Source organism: Marivita geojedonensis (assembly GCF_002115805.1).
Classification (GTDB): domain Bacteria; phylum Pseudomonadota; class Alphaproteobacteria; order Rhodobacterales; family Rhodobacteraceae; genus Marivita; species Marivita geojedonensis.
The window spans coordinates 40,340-57,216 of record NZ_JFKC01000021.1; the positions used below are offsets into that span (position 1 = coordinate 40,340).

Consider the following 16,877-nt stretch of genomic DNA (forward strand, 5'->3'; position numbering starts at 1 on the left):
CGCACAGGTCAGCTTGCCTTCAGTACACCGCGTTCGATCTGGTCGGCTTCGATGCTCTCGAACAGGGCTTTGAAGTTGCCTTCTCCAAATCCGTCATCGCCCTTGCGCTGGATGAATTCGAAGAAGATCGGCCCGATCACGGTCTTCGAGAAGATCTGAAGCAGGATGCGCGTTTCACCGCCGCCGACCACACCTTCGCCATCGATCAGGATGCCGTGTTTCTTCATCCGGTCGAGCGGCTCTTCATGGCCCACAACCCGTTCTTTGCTGAGGTCATAGTAGGCATCCGGCGGCGCGGGCATGAACCTGAGGCCCCGTTCCGCGATCTCGTCCACCGCGTCATAGATGTCGCGCGCGCCAACCGCGATGTGCTGGATGCCTTCGCCCTTGTAGCGCTTGAGGTATTCGACGATCTGCCCGGTCTCGCCCCGGTCCTCATTGATCGGGATACGGATGCGCCCGCAGGGCGAGGTCAGCGCGCGGCTCAGCAGACCGGTATACTTGCCTTCGATGTCGAAGAACCGGATTTCCTTGAAGCCGAAGATCTTGCCGTAGAACCTGAACCACGTGTCCATGTTGCCCTTGTGGACATTATGGGTGAGGTGATCGAGGTAGTGGAAGCCCACACCTTCGGGATTGGCGGTTGAGACCCAATTGAATTCGTCGTTGTAGGGGTTCTGACCGTAATATTGGTCGATGAAGTAGATCAGGGAGCCACCAATGCCGACAATCGCAGGCACGTCCATCGCCTTGTCGTCGCCGTCATAGGGCGTGGCCCCCAGCATCACCGCGCGGTCATAGGCGTGTTTCGCATCAACAACACGCCAGCCCATGGACGGCGCGCAGGGGCCGTGCTCTTCGACAAAGCGCATCGCGTGGCTGCCGGGTTCGTTGTTCAGGATGTAGGTGATGTCCCCCTGCTGCCACAGCTCAATCTGCTTGGTCTTGTGCGTGGCCGTGTGGGTGTACCCCATCTTGGTGAATAGCTCGCGCAGAGCATCCGGATCGGGATGGGCGAATTCGACGAATTCGAACCCGTCGGTCCCGGCGGGGTTGTCATTGGTGATCTTCGCTTTTGGTGCATCGTGCGGAAACGGACCCATGGCATCCTCCTTGTTTGTGAAGAAGATACGTCCGGCACCCTGCGGGGTGTGCTCATAGTTGGATGGTTTTCCACCAATATATGCGTGATCCTTGCATGTTTACTTGAAAAGATGCACATCTCCCGCATGTCTACGCTCGACCCCAAGGATATCAAGCTGCTCGCCCGCCTCCAGAAGAACGGCCAGATCTCTGCTCAGGACTTGGCAGATGACCTTGGCATGTCCGCCTCCCAGATCAGCCGTCGGCGGCAGCGGTTGGAGGCCGAGGGGTATATTCTAGGCACACCGTGTCGGCTGAACCCGGATCGGCTCGGCCTGAATGTGCAGGCCTTCATCCAGGTCGAGACACGCGCCCAGACCAATGGTACCCATCAGTCGATCAAACGGCTGGTCGCCACGACCCCCGAGATCGTTGCCGCGTGGACGCTGACCGGCGAGGCGGATTACATTTTCCGGGTCTACTGCACGGATCTGGCGGCGCTGAATCGGTTGGTGCAGGAGGTGCTCTTGCCGCACGAGTCCATCGGACGGGTGCACAGCCAGATCGTAATGGATCAGGTCAAGGACGACACTGCGTTGCCTTTGCCGCGTTGATCAATCCACCTTGATGAACCGCGCACCACCAGCGCGCTCGCCCACAGTCACGCGCCGTGCCCCGGCACTCACAGGCGCGCGGGCCGCGTCGTTGCGCATGTCGCGCATCATGGCGCTGACAGCAGCGGGCAGCGACATCCCGATCGCCTCTTTCTCGGCGTTGGATGCGGTGGACATCATCGACACCACTGACACGATGCGCAGCCGCCCCTGATCGTTGACAAAGACCGGCGCGCCGGACGATCCGAAGGTCACGTCACAGTCAAAGGTCATCAGCCCGCCGCGATAGGTCTGCTTGTGCCGACATCCGGACTCGCGCTGAAGCGACGTATTGCGGCCGCGCCCATAGGACACAAGGATCACCGAGCTGTCGTCCAGAGCGCGGTCGTGAATGCGGAAAGGTTCGGCTTCGGTGCTGAAAATCGGGCTGTCGAGGCGCAGGAGCGCAATATCGGTGCGCACCTGTTCGGTCAGGGAAACATCGAAGGACCCGAGATACCCTTCGGACAGTACGATCCGGCTGACGCCCCGGACGGCAGCGGTGAAGTCATGTGCGAGACCGGCGCGAAAGCGCATCGCGTCTTTGGACAGCACCTGCCTCGTGTCGGTGTCGACAACACAGTGAGCCGCTGTGAGAACCAGATCGCGCGCGATAAGCGTCCCGGTACAGGTGCCCATGGTGGTATCCAGCCGCCCGACACCTTCCCAGCCCAGAACCTCGCCCCGGTGATCCAGACGGTCGCGCTCCTGTGCCAGTGCGGACAGGGGAAGGCCGATCAAAGCCAGAAAAAGAAGACCGAAGTACCGCCGCATGTAAGACCACCCTCTTGTCGAACCGGGCGGTCAGATTAACCCGCCGAGAAGGCACAAGATGGGCGGCTTTGCGGCAATCCGGGCTCAGACGAACTGCTCGCGGATAAGCCGTTCTTCAAGCCCGTGTCCCGGATCAAACAGGACCCGGTGGGCGATGGACGGTTCCGACTTGATATCGACCTGCACCACATTGCGCACGGCACGGGCGTCGGCCTCGGCCATGACGGGGCGTTTGTCGGGATCGAGCACTTCGAAGGTGACTTCGGCCGTCTTGGGCAGGAGAGCCCCGCGCCACCGCCGGGGGCGGAATGCGGCCATCGCGGTGAGCGCCAGCACGTCAGATCCGATGGGCAGGATCGGACCGTGTGCAGAATAGTTGTAGGCAGTGGAGCCTGCGGGCGTGGCCACCAATGCGCCGTCGCAGACCAGCTCCGACATCCGCACCTTGCCATCGACGCTGATCCGGAGGCGCGCCGCCTGCGGTCCTGCCCGCAGAAGCGAGACCTCGTTGATCGCCAAAGCGCGGTGGGACTGACCATCCTGCGTGGTGGCCAGCATCGACAGCGGGTTGATCACCTCTTCCTGCGCCTGCTCCAACCGCTCTTCCAGCCCGTGCTCGGAGTATTCGTTCATCAGGAAGCCGACGGTCCCCCGGTTCATTCCATAGACCGGCGCGGCCAGATCCTGCGTACGATGCAGCGTGGAGAGCATGAACCCGTCCCCGCCCAAAGCCACGATCACATCCGCGCCGTCCTCGGCGTGATCGCCATAACGGCGGGTCAGACCTGCCTTGGCGGCTTGGGCTATCGGCGCGGGACTGGCCGCAAAAGCGATGCGCAGTGACATGGAAAGATGTTCCTATCGGGGTCGTCTGGCTCCGAAACAATCACAATCGCCACGCTTGCGCCAGCCATGGCGCAGCTTTGTTGCGTCTGGTCGCTTTCCCGTCTTTGCCTTTTGGCCCGACTCCTATACGTAACCGCCAAAGTTTGACCCGCTTCAAGGAGGCCCTGCCCATGAACGCCCCGCACCGTGACACCGGTTTCTTCACCAGTTCGCTGGCCGACAGCGACCCGGACCTGTTCAAGTCGATTACCGACGAGCTGGGCCGCCAGCGCGACGAGATCGAACTGATCGCTTCCGAGAACATCGTCAGCCGCGCTGTGATGGAAGCGCAGGGCTCGGTGATGACCAACAAATATGCCGAAGGCTATCCGGGTCGTCGGTACTATGGCGGCTGCCAGTTTGTCGACGTGGCCGAGAACCTCGCCATCGAGCGGGCGTGCCAACTCTTCAACTGCGGGTTTGCAAACGTGCAGCCGAACTCCGGCTCGCAAGCCAATCAGGGCGTCTTTACAGCGCTTTTGAAACCGGGCGACACGATCCTCGGCATGAGCCTCGATGCCGGTGGTCACCTGACCCACGGCGCGGCGCCGAACCAGTCGGGCAAGTGGTTCAACGCCATCCAGTACGGCGTGCGCAAGCAGGACAACACGCTGGACTATGATCAGGTTCAGGAGCTTGCCAACGAGCACAAGCCGAAGCTGATCATCGCCGGTGGTTCGGCCATCCCGCGCCAGATCGATTTTGCCAAGATGCGCGAGATTGCGGATTCGGTGGGCGCGTACCTGCATGTGGACATGGCGCACTTTGCCGGTCTGGTCGCAGCGGGCGAACACCCCTCGCCCTTCCCGCATGCGCATGTCGCGACAACCACCACGCACAAGACCCTGCGCGGCCCGCGTGGCGGGATGATCCTGACGAATGACGAGGCGCTGGCAAAGAAGTTCAACTCGGCCATCTTCCCGGGCATTCAGGGCGGCCCGCTGATGCACGTAATCGCTGCGAAGGCCGTGGCCTTTGGCGAGGCACTGCGCCCCGAGTTCAAGACCTACCAGCAGAATGTCATCCGCAACGCGCAGGCGCTGTCGGATCAGCTGATCAAGGGTGGTCTGGACACCGTGACCCACGGCACCGACACCCACGTGGTGCTGGTCGACCTGCGCCCGAAAGGCGTGAAGGGCAACGCCACGGAAAAGGCGCTGGGTCGCGCGCATATCACCTGCAACAAGAACGGTGTGCCGTTCGATCCGGAAAAGCCGACCATCACCTCGGGTATTCGCTTGGGTTCGCCCGCGGGCACGACTCGCGGGTTCATGGAGGCCGAGTTCCGCCAGATCGCGGACTGGATCATCGAAGTGGTCGATGGGCTGGCAGCCAATGGTGAGGACGGCAACAGTGCTGTCGAGGACAAGGTTCGCGCCGAAGTGGCCGAGCTCTGCGCCCGATTCCCGATCTATCCGAACCTTTGACCCGAGCGCACGATGCGTCGACGCATCGTGACGTTTCCGTCAACGGAAACGCATCGCACCCTGTGAGAATGAAAGACGCCCAAGTGACGGGCGTCTTTTTTTGACCAAACGCACTTTTCATTTGGAATTCGGCGCGTATAGTCGCCGCCATGACACGTTTGGCCCATACCGCAATCCGCACGCGCTCCTGCGCGCCTCTTGCGCTGGCCACCCGTCTTCTCCTAATCCGCCTCTGAGCGCGGCCCAACCGGCGCGACCGCTCAGAGGATGACCGTGACGCGCCGACGGGTTTGGACAAGACAGAAAGATCAAGACAATGACACAGACTGACAAAGACCGCGTGGTCATCTTCGACACCACCTTGCGCGACGGGGAGCAATCGCCGGGGGCCACCATGACCCATGACGAAAAGCTCGAGATTGCCGAGCTGCTCGATGACATGGGTGTCGACATCATCGAAGCCGGGTTCCCGATTGCCTCCGAAGGCGATTTCCGTGCGGTGAGCGAGATCGCGCAGCGCTCCAAGGATGCTGTGATCTGCGGCCTCGCGCGGGCGCAATTGCCGGATATCGACCGCTGCTGGGAAGCCGTGCGCCACGCCAAACAGCCGCGCATCCACACGTTTATTGGCACTTCGCCGCTGCACCGCGCGATTCCGAACCTCACGCAGGACGAGATGGCCGAGCGGATCGAACAGACCGTGACCCATGCGCGGAACCTGTGTGACAACGTGCAATGGTCGCCGATGGATGCAACGCGCACGGAATGGGATTACCTCTGCCGTGTTGTCGAGATCGCGATCAAATCCGGTGCGACCACGATCAACATTCCCGACACTGTGGGTTATACAGCGCCGGTGGAAAGCGCCGACCTGATCCGCCGGTTGATCGAAACCGTTCCAGGGGCCGATGACGTTGTGTTCGCCACCCATTGCCACAACGACCTTGGCATGGCGACAGCCAATGCCTTGGCCGCTGTCGCGGGCGGTGCACGGCAGATCGAGTGTACCATAAACGGTCTGGGCGAACGCGCGGGCAACACTGCATTGGAAGAGGTGGTGATGGCGCTCAAGGTGCGCGGCGATATCATGCCTTACACCACCGGCATCGACACCAAGAAGATCATGCACATCTCGCGTCGTGTGGCGACCGTGTCGGGCTTCCCGGTGCAGTTCAACAAAGCGATCGTCGGCAAGAACGCCTTTGCGCACGAAAGCGGTATTCACCAGGACGGGATGCTCAAGAACGCCGAGACGTTCGAGATCATGCGGCCCGAGGATGTCGGTATTGCCGGTACCTCCCTGCCCTTGGGCAAACACTCGGGTCGGGCCGCGTTGCGCGCCAAACTCAAGGAGTTGGGCGTCGAGGTGGGGGACAACCAGCTCAAGGACATCTTTGTCCGCTTCAAGGATCTGGCCGACCGCAAGAAAGAGGTGTTCGACGACGACATCCTCGCGCTGGTGACGGCAACGACCGAAGGCGACGATGCGCTGCAGCTTGTGAACCTCAAGGTGGTCTGCGGCACCGGTGGACCGGCGGAGGCGACGCTCGAGATGGAGATCAACGGCGAGGACAAATCCGCCGTCAGCGAAGGCGACGGACCGGTGGATGCGACCTTCAAGGCGATCCGCATGTTGCACCCCAACAAGGCACGCTTGCAGCTCTATCAGGTGCATGCCGTGACCGAGGGAACCGATGCGCAGGCGACAGTGAGTGTTCGGTTGGAAGAAGACGGCATGATTGCCACTGGGCAGTCTGCGGATACCGACACGGTGGTCGCCTCGGCCAAAGCCTATATCCACGCGCTCAACCGGTTGATCGTGCGGCGCGGCAAGACCGGCAAGGACGTCAAGGAAATCTCGTATCGGGATGTGACCTAAGCCCCGGTGCGTGCAAGCACACACCCTACGTAGGGTGCCGTGCTTGCACGCACCGTTCTCAATACGGCACCCGCCATTTTGGCTTGCTCGGCTGCGCCTCGACCTGCGCCAGACCGCTGGTTTCCATAAGGCGGGTGATCTCTTGCTCCAGCAACCGTTCATCGGCTTGCCCCCGCACCGGCACACGTCCCGGTTCAAGGAAGAGAGGCGCAGCAAGCGGCGTGACCCGATCAAGGCGCATCAGGTCAATCCGATCCCCCACCCGTTCCGCCATCTCGCGGATACGGGCGAAATCAACCAAGCCACGCATCGCCTCTTCGCGGGTGATCTGCATCAGCAGGTGGTCGGGGTCGTATTTCAGCAGCGTGTCATAGAGAATGTCGGAAGACATGGTCGCCTGACGCCCGGTCTTGCGCTGGCCTCCAAGGTTGCGTTCGATCAGGCCGGCGATGGTGGCTGAGGCCCGGAAGGTACGCTTCATCACGGCATTGCCGGCAAGCCAGCCGTCCAGGCCGGCCTCCAACGCCGGCAGATCGAAGAGCGGCGCTGGGTCGATCACTGCATCGAGCCCCCAGATAAGAACGGCGTAATCGGTGGCGACAAAGCCCATGGGCGCAAGCCCCTCTTCCTCCATCCGCTTGGTCAGCAGGAGGCCCAGTGTCTGCATCGCATTGCGCCCGGCAAATCCATAGGCCACCAGTTGCTCCCGCCCGTCATGCGGGAAGCTTTCGATCAGCAGCCGCCCCGGTTCGGGCAATCGACTGACCCGGCGCTGGATGTGCAGCCAGTCGCTTGTGTGGCGCGGCAATTCCGGCCAATCGTCCTGTTGAAAAATGCGCAGAATGCGGTTCGACAACTGGGTTGAGGTGGCGAATTTCGTGCCCATGAAGGTGGCGATCTTGGGCTTGCGCCCGGGGTCGCGGGTGACTTCGACCGTCAGTTCCCGCAGCCCTTCATAGCGGACAATCTGCCCGCCGATCAGGAAGGTGTCGCCCCTGGTCAGCGTGGCGGCAAAGCCTTCCTCGATCTCGCCCAGAGGCGCGCCCCCCCGCCCCCGCCATTTGACCTTGAGCGTGTCGGTGTCCTGAATGGTGCCGATGTTCTGCCGTATGCGCGCCGCGGATCGGGGATCGCGCAACTGCCAGCGACCGTCGGGCAATTGCTTGAGCCGCTGCCATTGATCATAGGCGCGAAGGGCATAACCGCCGGTGGCGCAGAAATTCAGACAGGAGTCGAACTCATCGCGGCTGAGATCCGCATAGGCGCCCGCACTCGTCATCTCGGCATAAAGAGTGTCGGCATCGAACGGACCAGAGCAGGCGGCGATCAGTATGTGCTGACAGAGCACGTCGCGCGGCCCGCGCCCGCGCCAGTCTCCGTCAAGATCATGCGCTTTGACCGCCTCCAAAGCGGCCACGCATTCGACCACCTCAAAGCGGTTGGCGGGCACCAGCAGTGCCTTGGACGGCGCGTTGTAGCGGTGATTAGCACGCCCGATCCGCTGCACGAGGCGTTTCACGTTTTTGGGGGCGCCGATCTGGATCACCAAATCCACATCGCCCCAGTCGATCCCCAGATCGAGGCTGCCCGTGCAGACGATGGCGCGCAGATCGCCCCGAACCATCGCCGCTTCGACTTTTTCGCGCTGCTGCCGGTCGAGCGACCCGTGGTGGATGCCGATGGGAAGCGCGTCTTCGTTGGCAAGCCAGAGGTTGTGAAAAAATATCTCGGCCTGCGCGCGGGTGTTGTGGAAGATCAGCGTGGTCTTGTGCTGTTTCACCTGCTCCAGCACTGCCGGAATGGCATATTTCGCCCCGCCACCGGACCACGGTGGGGCTTCGTCCGTGACCAGCATGGAGATGTCGGGCTCCGGCCCCGGATCGGCAACGACGATCTCGCAGGCGTCGGGGTGTCGGGCCAGCAGGCGTGCGATGGCGGCAGGGTCATCGACCGTGGCAGAGAGGCCGACGCGGCGCAGGTCGGGGCACATCGCCTGCAATCGTGCAAGCGCCAGCATCAACTGATCGCCACGCTTGCTTTCCGCCAGCGCGTGGATCTCGTCCACCACCACCCGCTGCACCCCTTTGAACATGCGCGGCGCGTCTTCGTAGCTGGTGAGCAGAGCAAGGGATTCCGGTGTGGTCAGCAGGATATGAGGCGGGTCGGCGCGTTGGCGTTTCTTGACATGGGCCGAAGTGTCGCCCGTCCGGTCCTCGACCCGGATCGGAAGATCCGCCTCGTCGATGGGCGTGCGCAGGTTGCGTTTGATGTCGGCAGCCAGCGCCTTGAGCGGGCTCACATAGAGCGTGTGCAGTCCGTCACGAGGGTCATTTGCCAGTTCCACCAGTGTCGGCAGAAACCCCGCCAGTGTCTTGCCGCCCCCAGTGGGCGCGATGAGCAAAAGACACGGGTCGGAGGCCCGGTTCAGCATGTCCTGCTGGTGCGGGTGGATCGCCCATCCACGGGTGTCGAACCAGGATTGGAGAGAGGCGGGCAAAGCGGTCATGCCCTCTACATATGCCGCCCTAGGGCAAAGAAAAACGTGCAACGCGCATTGCAGGTGCGAGCGCTATCGCCGAAGGTACGGGACGTGTTGAAAGGCTCCCGCATGCGCTCCCCCCATCCGTTGCTTTTGACGCTGACGCTCTACATGGCGGGCCTGGGCGCGGCCGGACAGTTCTCAAAACTGGCGGTGAGTTTCGTGGCCCTGACCGAGGTGTATACCGGGTCGGGCGAGACCATCCTCGGGCTGGCGGTGTCGCTCATCAGCCTCATGGGTCTGATCCTCGGACTGGTTGCGGGGATCGTGGTGTCCCGCATCGGTGCCCGCAAAGCGCTGGTGGCGGCATTGGCCTTGGGCGCAGCCCTGTCTTTATGGCAGGCCATGCTGCCGACCCTCCCCGTGCTTATGCTGAGCCGGGTGCTGGAGGGCGCGTCGCATCTTTTGATCGTCGTTGCGTCGCCCACCCTGATCGCCGAGGCGGTGCCGGATCGCTATCGACCGGCTGCACTGACGCTGTGGAGCACTTTTTTCGGCGTGGCCTTTGCGCTCACCGCTGTCATCGCTCCGTGGGTGATCGCTCAGGGCGGGCTGTCTTTGCTGATCGGTGCGCATGGCGTTTGGATGGCGGTGGCCTGTCTTGCCGTACTCGTGGTTTTGCCGCGTCCCGTCATGACCCCGGCTCCTGCGGCACGCATCTCGGTGCTGCGCCGTCACATGACGGCCTATGCAACGCCCGGGATCGCGACGCCGGCGCTCGCGTGGCTTTGCTACACACTCACCTTTGTTTCGGTTCTGACTGCCCTGCCTCTGCTGACCGGAGGTGCTGCCCCGGCATGGCTGGCAGCAATCGCGCCTTTGGTTTCGATTGGGGTTGCACTGACGGTTGGTGTTGCCGTGCTGTCGCGCCATCCGGCGCAACCTGTCGTGACGTTGGGGTTTGCGCTCTGTGCAAGCGTCGCTGTTCTGATCCTGCTCTTCGGGTTTACCACGCTCACCGTGCTATTGCTCTTCGCCAGCATGGCGCTGGTGCAAAGCGCTGGTTTTGCCGTAGTCCCACAGATCAACGCGGATGCACCTTCGCGGGCGCTGGCGAATGGCGCTCTGGCACAGATGGGGAATCTGGGGAACCTGAGCGGGACGCCGCTGTTGATCGCGCTCTATCAGGGCGCACCGCTCTTCGGGCCGTTCCTGTTCCTGATCACCGCCTATGGTGGCGGTGTTCTGGTGACGTGGGTGTTGGGTCGCAAAGCGGTTGCGGCAATGGAGGAAGGGCGTGTTTCAGTCGACTGAAACACCGAACGCGTCAACGCGTTCGTCAGCCCTACATCTCTGCCAGCCGCGCAACGTAGCGTGCCAGCGTGTCAATCTCGAGGTTCACCTTGTCACCCACCTTGGATGCGCCCCAGGTCGTGACCTCTTGTGTGTGAGGAATGATGTTCACACCGAAACGGGTGTCTGCGACCTCGTTCACTGTCAGGGATGTCCCATCAAGCGCCACCGACCCTTTCGGCGCGATGAACCGCGCCAAGGCGCGCGGGGCCTCGAATGTGTAGCGGACACTGTCGCCCTCGGGGTGCATCTCGACGATCTCGGCCAGCCCGTCGACATGGCCGGACACGATATGTCCGCCCAGTTCATCGCCGACCTTGAGCGCACGTTCGAGGTTGATCTTCTGACCTTCGACCCATTGGCCGATATTGGTCTTGTCCAGCGTTTCGGCACTGATCTCGACATCGAACCAGTCGGGGCCAAGCTGCACAACCGTCAGACAGACACCGCTGCAGGCGATCGAGGCACCGATGTCGATGTCGTCGGTGTCGTAATGAGTGCCGATGCGGGCCCGCAGATCGCCCTTGCTTTCAAGAGCTCGGATGTCTCCGATGTCGGATACGATGCCGGTAAACATTATTTAGTCCTTATTGCCGTCGCATACACCATATGCAGCGAATTTGCGTTCTCAGACATGCGTCTCTTGTGATAGTCTTCCGCAAATCCGAGGGATACTGCGCCGCTATGACAAACACAACGGGCAAGCCTGACACCAATTCGGGGCGGGTGTTCCTGTTTCTGCAAGGCCCGCACGGACCGTTCTTCAGTGAACTGGCACAACACATGCAACAGACAGGCGCGCGATGCTGGCGCGTGGTTTTCAACGCAGGCGACGGGTCACGCTGGCAGGACCGTAATACGCTCTTGGTGTTCCACGATCGGATCGAGGACTGGCCGGCACAATTTGCGACCTGGATCGAAGACATAGAGGCCACGGATATTGTGCTCTATGGCGACACGCGCCGCCACCACGCCGAGGCCATAGCCATCGCGCGCAAAGCCGGATTGACCGTGCATGTTTTTGAGGAAGGCTACCTGCGACCCTACTGGGCTACGTATGAACGCGAGGGGTCCAACGGGAATTCCCGGCTGATGCAGATCACTCTGGCACAGATGGAACAGGCTCTGACGCGGACCGCAGATGTGCCCGCCCTGCCGCCTGATCAGTGGGGCGATCTTCGGATGCACATGGTTCACGGTGCGCTGTATCACTGGCATGTTCTGTTTCGAAACCATGGATTTCCCCACTACCGGCCGCACCGGGATCAGACCGTGGCCGAGGAATTCCGGCTGCACCTGCTGCGCCTGCTCAGGCGTCCACGCCACATGGTTCAGCGCTGGGCCGCGACACGCCACATTCGAAAAGGTGGCTGGCCGTTCCACGTGGTCCTGCTGCAATTGGAGCACGACGCGAGTTTCCGGTCCTTCTCGGGATTTGAATCGCAGACGGATTTCGTTGAGATGGTGATCTCGGAGTTTGCGAGGGGCGCTCCGCCGCATCACCGGCTGGTGTTCAAGGCGCATCCGTTGGAAGACGGCCGCGCACCTCTTGAAGCTGCGATCAGAGCCAGTGCCGAACAGCATGGCCTGTCCGACAGGGTCTTCTTCGTCAAAGGCGGCAAGCTTGCCTATCTTCTCGCGTCCGCGCGCTCTGCGGTGACGGTCAATTCTACCTCGGCCCATCAGGCATTATGGCGGGGGTTGCCGGTGCGCTCCTTTGGAACAAGCGTTTACGACAAGGCAAGCCTTGTGTCGCACCAACCTCTTTCCGATTTCTTTGCCGAACCCACACCGCCCAACCCCGACGCCTATGCCATTTATCGCCAGTTCCTGCTGGAAACGAGCCAATTGCCAGGTGGGTTTTATTCGTCCCGAGGCCGCGCTCAATTGTTGCGGCAGGTGGTGGATCGGATGCTTGATCCGGTAGATCCCTACGATCACCGCCTGCAACCGCAAGAGACCAAGCCGCAACACTTGCGCCTTGTTCGCGGCTAGCCACCACCCGTGGTACTGGCCAAACAGACCGGATTTCGGTAGTTTACCAGCAAAATATAAACCGAGGCAGACAATAACTGGTCGAGGAGACCGAGCAGTGTTCATTTCGAAGTTCCGATGGGTTGCACCCATCGCATTGATGCTGTCGGCATCATTTTTGGCATCCTGTGGTCTGCCCGGTGTTGGCCCGACCAAGAATCAGATCTTTGCAGGCTCGGTACAGCGCGAAGGCGATGCGTTTGTCGTGGCTGTCAACGACCGGGTCACCCGAGCAACCGCCGTGGTGCCGGCGCTTGGATTTTCTGACACGCTGCGCCATGCAAGCATTCAGAGCGCGGACATCATCCGGCCCGGCGACACGCTCGGCCTGACGATCTGGGAAAACGTCGATGACGGCCTGCTGGCCGGCGAAGCCTCGAATGCAACCATTTTGGAAAGTGTTCAGGTGGATGGTTCTGGCTTCATCTTTGTTCCCTATGCTGGCCGGATCAAGGCAGCGGGCAACACACCCGAGGCGATCCGCCGGATCATCACGGAAAAGCTGGAAGACCAGACACCCGATCCGCAGGTTCAGGTGCGCCGAACGGCCGGTGACGGCGCCACGGTTTCGATCCTTGGATCGGCGGGAACACAGGGTGTCTTCCCAATCACCCGACCGACGCGGACGCTGGCCTCAATGCTGGCTAGCGCGGGCGGCGTGGGCATGTCTCCGGAAATTGCACAGATCACCCTGACGCGGGGCAATCAAAGCGAAACGATCTGGTTTGAGGATCTTTATGACAATCCCGAACTCGATATCGCGCTGCGGGATGGTGACCGTATTCTGGTGGAAGCCGATCAGCGTTCTTTCACCGCGCTTGGGGCTGCCGGATCGCAGACGCGGCTGACCTTCGACACGCGGACCCTGTCGCTCGTCGAAGCGCTGGCACAACTGGGCGGGCTGAGTCCGACGACCGCAGACCCGACCGGTGTGTTCGTCTTCCGGAACGAACCGGCCGAGATTTCGAACATTGTTCTGGGTCGCAACGATCTGGTGGGCGCACAGCGCCTGATCTACGTGCTTGACCTTACCGAGCCGAACGGCCTTTTCGTGGCACGCGATTTCCTGATCCGGGACGGCGACACAATCTACGTCACCGAAGCCCCGATCGTACAATGGAACCGGACCATCGCATCGATCACCGGTACACTTGGTGGCGCGCAGGGCCTCACGACAGCAGCGACTGGCGGAACGCTCGGCGAGTAATCCGGAGTGTCGCCCCAAGACACGTTGCAGCCTGCCGGAGAGAACTCTCTCCGGCGGCTTTGCGTTTACAATACCGGGTTTCTGACCCAAGCCCGGATCAAACGCATTCTGGCACTGGCAGGCTGGCAGGTGTCGATAGGCCGACCGTCCGGTGACGACTGGGTCGGTGTCTGGGGCAATGTGCCAAGTGCCCAGCGCGGTGTGTCGGTGGCTGAGGGCCGGGATGCCCCGGTCTTGCGGGTAGAAGACGCCTTCCTACGGTCCCTCCGCCCCGGTCGGGTTGCGCAGGAGCCACCGTTGGGGCTTCTGCTGGATCAGACCGGGCTGCATTTCGATGCGTCCCGCCCCTCGGATCTGGAAACACTGCTGATCCTGGACCCGCTGGATGACGCAGCATTGCTGGCCCAGGCCCGAACCGAGATGACCCGACTGCGCGATCTGCGTCTGTCGAAATACAGTGCTTACGATCCACAGCTGAGCCTGCCAGAGCCGGGATATGTTCTGGTCCTTGATCAGGTCGAAGGCGATGCGTCTGTTCTGGCATCGGTTGCTGGCCCCGACATGGCAAGAGCGCGGTTTGCCGAGATGCTCTATTATGCCCAGACAGAGCACCCCGGTGCCCGCATCCTGATCCGGACGCACCCGGAAACCAGTGCAGGGAAACGGTTGGGGCACTACACCCCCGAACAGGGACAGGGGCGGATTTCCTTCATTGATGCAGAGCTTGCTCCAATGGACCTGCTGGAAGGTGCAATCGCGGTCTACACCCTGTCGTCGCAGATGGGGTTCGAGGCCATTCTCGCCGGGCACAAGCCAAGGGTTTTTGGCACGCCGTTCTACGCGGGGTGGGGCCTGACCGAGGATGAACACCAATTCATACGCCGGCAGCGCAGCCTCACGCGGACGCAATTGTTTGCCGGGGCGATGATGAAATTTCCGGTGTGGTACGACCCTTATGAGGATCGGCTTTGCGATCTGGGTCGGGTGATCGACACGCTCGCCGCTACACGTCGCGCCTGGACTGAAGACCGGAATGGATGGGTTGGGCACAACATCCGCCAATGGAAACGGCCGCATATGCAGGCATTGTTCGGACAGCACAAACCGATGCGGTTTTGCAGGAATGTTCCGTCCGACACCCCGAAGCTCATGTCGTGGGGCGCCTCGGAAAAAGGTGCGCCCTGGCGCGTGGAGGACGGATTCCTGAGATCGCGGGGATTAGGTGCAGAACTGACCCCGCCCTTGTCTTTGGTTCTGGACGATATCGGGATTTACTACGATCCATCTCGTCCCTCGCGCCTGGAAATGCTGATCAGGCAAAGCGTATCGCTTCCTGAATATGCTCAGATCCGCGCGCGCCGCTTGATTGACAGGATCGTGGCGGCTGGTGTGACGAAATACGCCGCAGGACAGGAACACGCGCCACTCCCTGACCCAGAGGGGCGACCGGTCATTCTTGTTCCCGGTCAGGTCGAAGACGATGCCTCGGTCATTCTGGGAAGCCCGGAACTCAAGTCCAATGCCGCCCTGTTGGCACGCGTGCGGGATGCCAATGCGGACGCGATGATCCTGTATAAGCCCCATCCCGATGTTGTTGCCGGACTTCGGCCCGGTTCGGTCGAAACCCCTGAACGCTGGGCAGACCATATCGTGCCGGATCATTCCATGGCATCGCTGCTTGAGCAGGTGGATGCGGTCTGGACCATGACTTCACTCACCGGGTTCGAGGCCCTTCTGCGCGGCGTTCCCGTTACGACGCTTGGTGTACCCTTCTACGCGGGGTGGGGATTGACGACCGATCTGTGCCCGATCCCGGACCACCGCGATCAGATGGTGCGCCTGGAGCAAATGGTGCACGCGGCTCTGATCGACTATCCGCGCTATTACGATCCCGTCACCCGCCAGCCCTGCCCGGTCGAGGTTGCGCTGGACCGGCTGATTTCGGGAAAGACGGCGCAACCGTCATCCCTGCGACTGCTCGCAAAAGCGCAAGGGCTTCTGGCAAGCTATTCCTGGATCTGGCGGCGCTGACGCGTCCAGCTTTGCACGACATCGTCCCCAATCCGCCGGACAGCCCGCAGGGCAAATCGCGGCGCATCTGTCAGACGGTCGAGGCCAAGTGCACCAAGCGCGGGGCGCCCCTCAGCACCGATAATCACACCGCCCATGTGCAGCTCGAGCCGATCAACAACATCGGCAGCAAGAAGGCTTGCCGCCAACTCTCCGCCACCTTCACAGAATACGCGGGTCAAGCCCTGCCGACCCAGCGTCTGCATCATCGCCGGGATATCGATCTGTCGACCTTCCAGGGGTACCTGAAGGAGTTTCGCCTCAGCGTTTTGCCACGCGGCTTTGTGCTCTTCATGGGCATCAGCCGCATGGCAAAGCCAGACCGGTGCCGTCGAAGTGGTGCGGGCAAGCTGGCTGTTGTGTGGCAAATCAAGCCGTCTTGAAACAACGATCCGCACCGGTTGCTGCGGTACATCCAGACCGCGTACCGTCAACAGCGGATCGTCCGCCCGGACCGTTCCCGCACCGACCATCACAGCGTCATGCGACGCGCGCAGCTGATGAACATAGGCCCGCGTTTCCGGGCCGGTGATCCACTGGCTGTCACCATTGGCGGTGGCTATGCGCCCGTCGAGGCTGGTCGCGAGCTTGAGAGTCACCAATGGGCGGCCTTCCGCGACACGGGTGAAAAAACCCGCATGATCTTCGGCGGCCGCCTCGTCACCGATCCCGGTGACAACTTCGATCCCGGCCTCGCGCAGCTTGGCAAACCCCTGCCCCGAAACGCGTGGGTCGGTATCCGCAAAGGGTGCCACGACGCGGGCGACACCGGCAGAGATCAGGGCATCCGTGCAGGGCGGTGTCTGGCCCTGGTGGGCGCAGGGTTCCAGAGTGACATAGGCCGTGGCACCGCGCGCCTTCGCCCCAGCCTGAGCAAGCGCCTGAGGTTCTGCGTGAGGCCGTCCGCCCGGTTGCGTCCAGCCTTCGCCAACAATCCTGCCGTCGCTGACAATGACGCATCCTACGGCCGGATTGGGCCAGGTATTACCCAATACGCGTCGGCCCAGGTCCAACGCGCGGTCCATATGGCGCG

13 protein-coding genes are annotated in these 16,877 nt (G+C 61.8%); 7 read left to right on the plus strand and 6 right to left on the minus strand.

What is annotated here, in order from left to right; genetic code table 11:
• Nucleotides 1–8: 8 nt before the first annotated feature.
• The gene (hppD, locus tag MGEO_RS16660) at nt 9–1,103 is read right to left on the minus strand and encodes a 4-hydroxyphenylpyruvate dioxygenase (protein ID WP_085640430.1); all 1,095 of its coding nucleotides are present in this window, start codon (nt 1,101–1,103) and stop codon (nt 9–11) included.
• 126 nt (nt 1,104–1,229) lie between these two features.
• Between hppD and MGEO_RS16665 the strand changes: the two genes are divergently transcribed.
• Nucleotides 1,230–1,697 (plus strand): Lrp/AsnC family transcriptional regulator, encoded by a 468-nt coding sequence (locus MGEO_RS16665; protein WP_085640432.1) that lies wholly within the window; start codon nt 1,230–1,232, stop codon nt 1,695–1,697.
• Here the strand turns inward: MGEO_RS16665 and MGEO_RS16670 are convergent, their stop codons facing one another.
• Nucleotides 1,698–2,510: a trypsin-like serine peptidase gene (locus MGEO_RS16670; RefSeq protein WP_085640434.1), complete on the minus strand. Its 813-nt coding sequence runs from the start codon at nt 2,508–2,510 to the stop codon at nt 1,698–1,700. It lies immediately after the preceding gene.
• Nucleotides 2,511–2,594: 84 nt separating this feature from the next.
• Nucleotides 2,595–3,356, minus strand: a complete 762-nt coding sequence (locus MGEO_RS16675; protein ID WP_085640436.1) for an NAD kinase — start codon at nt 3,354–3,356, stop codon at nt 2,595–2,597.
• A gap of 170 nt (nt 3,357–3,526) precedes the next feature.
• On the opposite strand from MGEO_RS16675, the gene glyA reads away from it, so the two are divergent.
• Together glyA and MGEO_RS16685 are read left to right on the plus strand one after the other, a co-directional pair.
• Nucleotides 3,527–4,822, plus strand: a complete 1,296-nt coding sequence (glyA, locus tag MGEO_RS16680) for a serine hydroxymethyltransferase (RefSeq protein ID WP_085640438.1) — start codon at nt 3,527–3,529, stop codon at nt 4,820–4,822.
• 316 nt (nt 4,823–5,138) lie between these two features.
• Nucleotides 5,139–6,701, plus strand: coding sequence for a 2-isopropylmalate synthase (locus tag MGEO_RS16685; protein ID WP_085640439.1), 1,563 nt, complete (start codon nt 5,139–5,141; stop codon nt 6,699–6,701).
• A 58-nt stretch (nt 6,702–6,759) separates the two neighbouring features.
• Here the strand turns inward: MGEO_RS16685 and MGEO_RS16690 are convergent, their stop codons facing one another.
• Nucleotides 6,760–9,207 carry a ligase-associated DNA damage response DEXH box helicase gene (locus MGEO_RS16690; protein ID WP_085640441.1) on the minus strand — a complete coding sequence of 816 codons (2,448 nt, stop codon included), beginning with the start codon at nt 9,205–9,207 and terminating at the stop codon, nt 6,760–6,762.
• A gap of 102 nt (nt 9,208–9,309) precedes the next feature.
• On the opposite strand from MGEO_RS16690, the gene MGEO_RS16695 reads away from it, so the two are divergent.
• On the plus strand, nt 9,310–10,494 hold the full coding sequence (locus MGEO_RS16695; protein WP_085640443.1) for an MFS transporter: 1,185 nt from the start codon (nt 9,310–9,312) through the stop codon (nt 10,492–10,494).
• A gap of 31 nt (nt 10,495–10,525) precedes the next feature.
• Here the strand turns inward: MGEO_RS16695 and MGEO_RS16700 are convergent, their stop codons facing one another.
• Nucleotides 10,526–11,110, minus strand: a complete 585-nt coding sequence (locus MGEO_RS16700) for a riboflavin synthase (protein ID WP_085640445.1) — start codon at nt 11,108–11,110, stop codon at nt 10,526–10,528.
• A gap of 107 nt (nt 11,111–11,217) precedes the next feature.
• On the opposite strand from MGEO_RS16700, the gene MGEO_RS16705 reads away from it, so the two are divergent.
• The 3 genes from MGEO_RS16705 (at nt 11,218) to MGEO_RS16715 (ending at nt 15,805) form a co-directional block, all read left to right on the plus strand.
• Nucleotides 11,218–12,528 (plus strand): capsule biosynthesis protein, encoded by a 1,311-nt coding sequence (locus MGEO_RS16705; RefSeq protein WP_085640447.1) that lies wholly within the window; start codon nt 11,218–11,220, stop codon nt 12,526–12,528.
• Between the two features lie 139 nt (nt 12,529–12,667).
• Nucleotides 12,668–13,774 (plus strand): polysaccharide biosynthesis/export family protein, encoded by a 1,107-nt coding sequence (locus MGEO_RS16710; protein ID WP_085640487.1) that lies wholly within the window; start codon nt 12,668–12,670, stop codon nt 13,772–13,774.
• A gap of 6 nt (nt 13,775–13,780) precedes the next feature.
• The gene (locus MGEO_RS16715; RefSeq protein WP_233139965.1) at nt 13,781–15,805 is read left to right on the plus strand and encodes a capsular polysaccharide biosynthesis protein; all 2,025 of its coding nucleotides are present in this window, start codon (nt 13,781–13,783) and stop codon (nt 15,803–15,805) included.
• Here MGEO_RS16715 and ribD read toward each other — a convergent pair.
• The gene (gene ribD, locus MGEO_RS16720; protein ID WP_233139967.1) at nt 15,781–16,869 is read right to left on the minus strand and encodes a bifunctional diaminohydroxyphosphoribosylaminopyrimidine deaminase/5-amino-6-(5-phosphoribosylamino)uracil reductase RibD; all 1,089 of its coding nucleotides are present in this window, start codon (nt 16,867–16,869) and stop codon (nt 15,781–15,783) included. The two genes, MGEO_RS16715 and ribD, sit on opposite strands and share 25 nt — an antisense overlap.
• Between the last annotated feature and the right edge of the window lie 8 nt (nt 16,870–16,877).

What these genes read in the sequence shown, in the direction of transcription:
- hppD (WP_085640430.1), bottom strand. Translation starts at nt 1,103, where the DNA reads ATGGGTCCGTTTCCGCACGATGCACCAAAAGCGAAGATCACCAATGAC.
- MGEO_RS16665 (WP_085640432.1), top strand. Translation starts at nt 1,230, where the DNA reads ATGTCTACGCTCGACCCCAAGGATATCAAGCTGCTCGCCCGCCTCCAG.
- MGEO_RS16670 (WP_085640434.1), bottom strand. Translation starts at nt 2,510, where the DNA reads ATGCGGCGGTACTTCGGTCTTCTTTTTCTGGCTTTGATCGGCCTTCCC.
- MGEO_RS16675 (WP_085640436.1), bottom strand. Translation starts at nt 3,356, where the DNA reads ATGTCACTGCGCATCGCTTTTGCGGCCAGTCCCGCGCCGATAGCCCAA.
- glyA (WP_085640438.1), top strand. Translation starts at nt 3,527, where the DNA reads ATGAACGCCCCGCACCGTGACACCGGTTTCTTCACCAGTTCGCTGGCC.
- MGEO_RS16685 (WP_085640439.1), top strand. Translation starts at nt 5,139, where the DNA reads ATGACACAGACTGACAAAGACCGCGTGGTCATCTTCGACACCACCTTG.
- MGEO_RS16690 (WP_085640441.1), bottom strand. Translation starts at nt 9,207, where the DNA reads ATGACCGCTTTGCCCGCCTCTCTCCAATCCTGGTTCGACACCCGTGGA.
- MGEO_RS16695 (WP_085640443.1), top strand. Translation starts at nt 9,310, where the DNA reads ATGCGCTCCCCCCATCCGTTGCTTTTGACGCTGACGCTCTACATGGCG.
- MGEO_RS16700 (WP_085640445.1), bottom strand. Translation starts at nt 11,110, where the DNA reads ATGTTTACCGGCATCGTATCCGACATCGGAGACATCCGAGCTCTTGAA.
- MGEO_RS16705 (WP_085640447.1), top strand. Translation starts at nt 11,218, where the DNA reads ATGACAAACACAACGGGCAAGCCTGACACCAATTCGGGGCGGGTGTTC.
- MGEO_RS16710 (WP_085640487.1), top strand. Translation starts at nt 12,668, where the DNA reads ATGCTGTCGGCATCATTTTTGGCATCCTGTGGTCTGCCCGGTGTTGGC.
- ribD (WP_233139967.1), bottom strand. Translation starts at nt 16,869, where the DNA reads ATGGACCGCGCGTTGGACCTGGGCCGACGCGTATTGGGTAATACCTGG.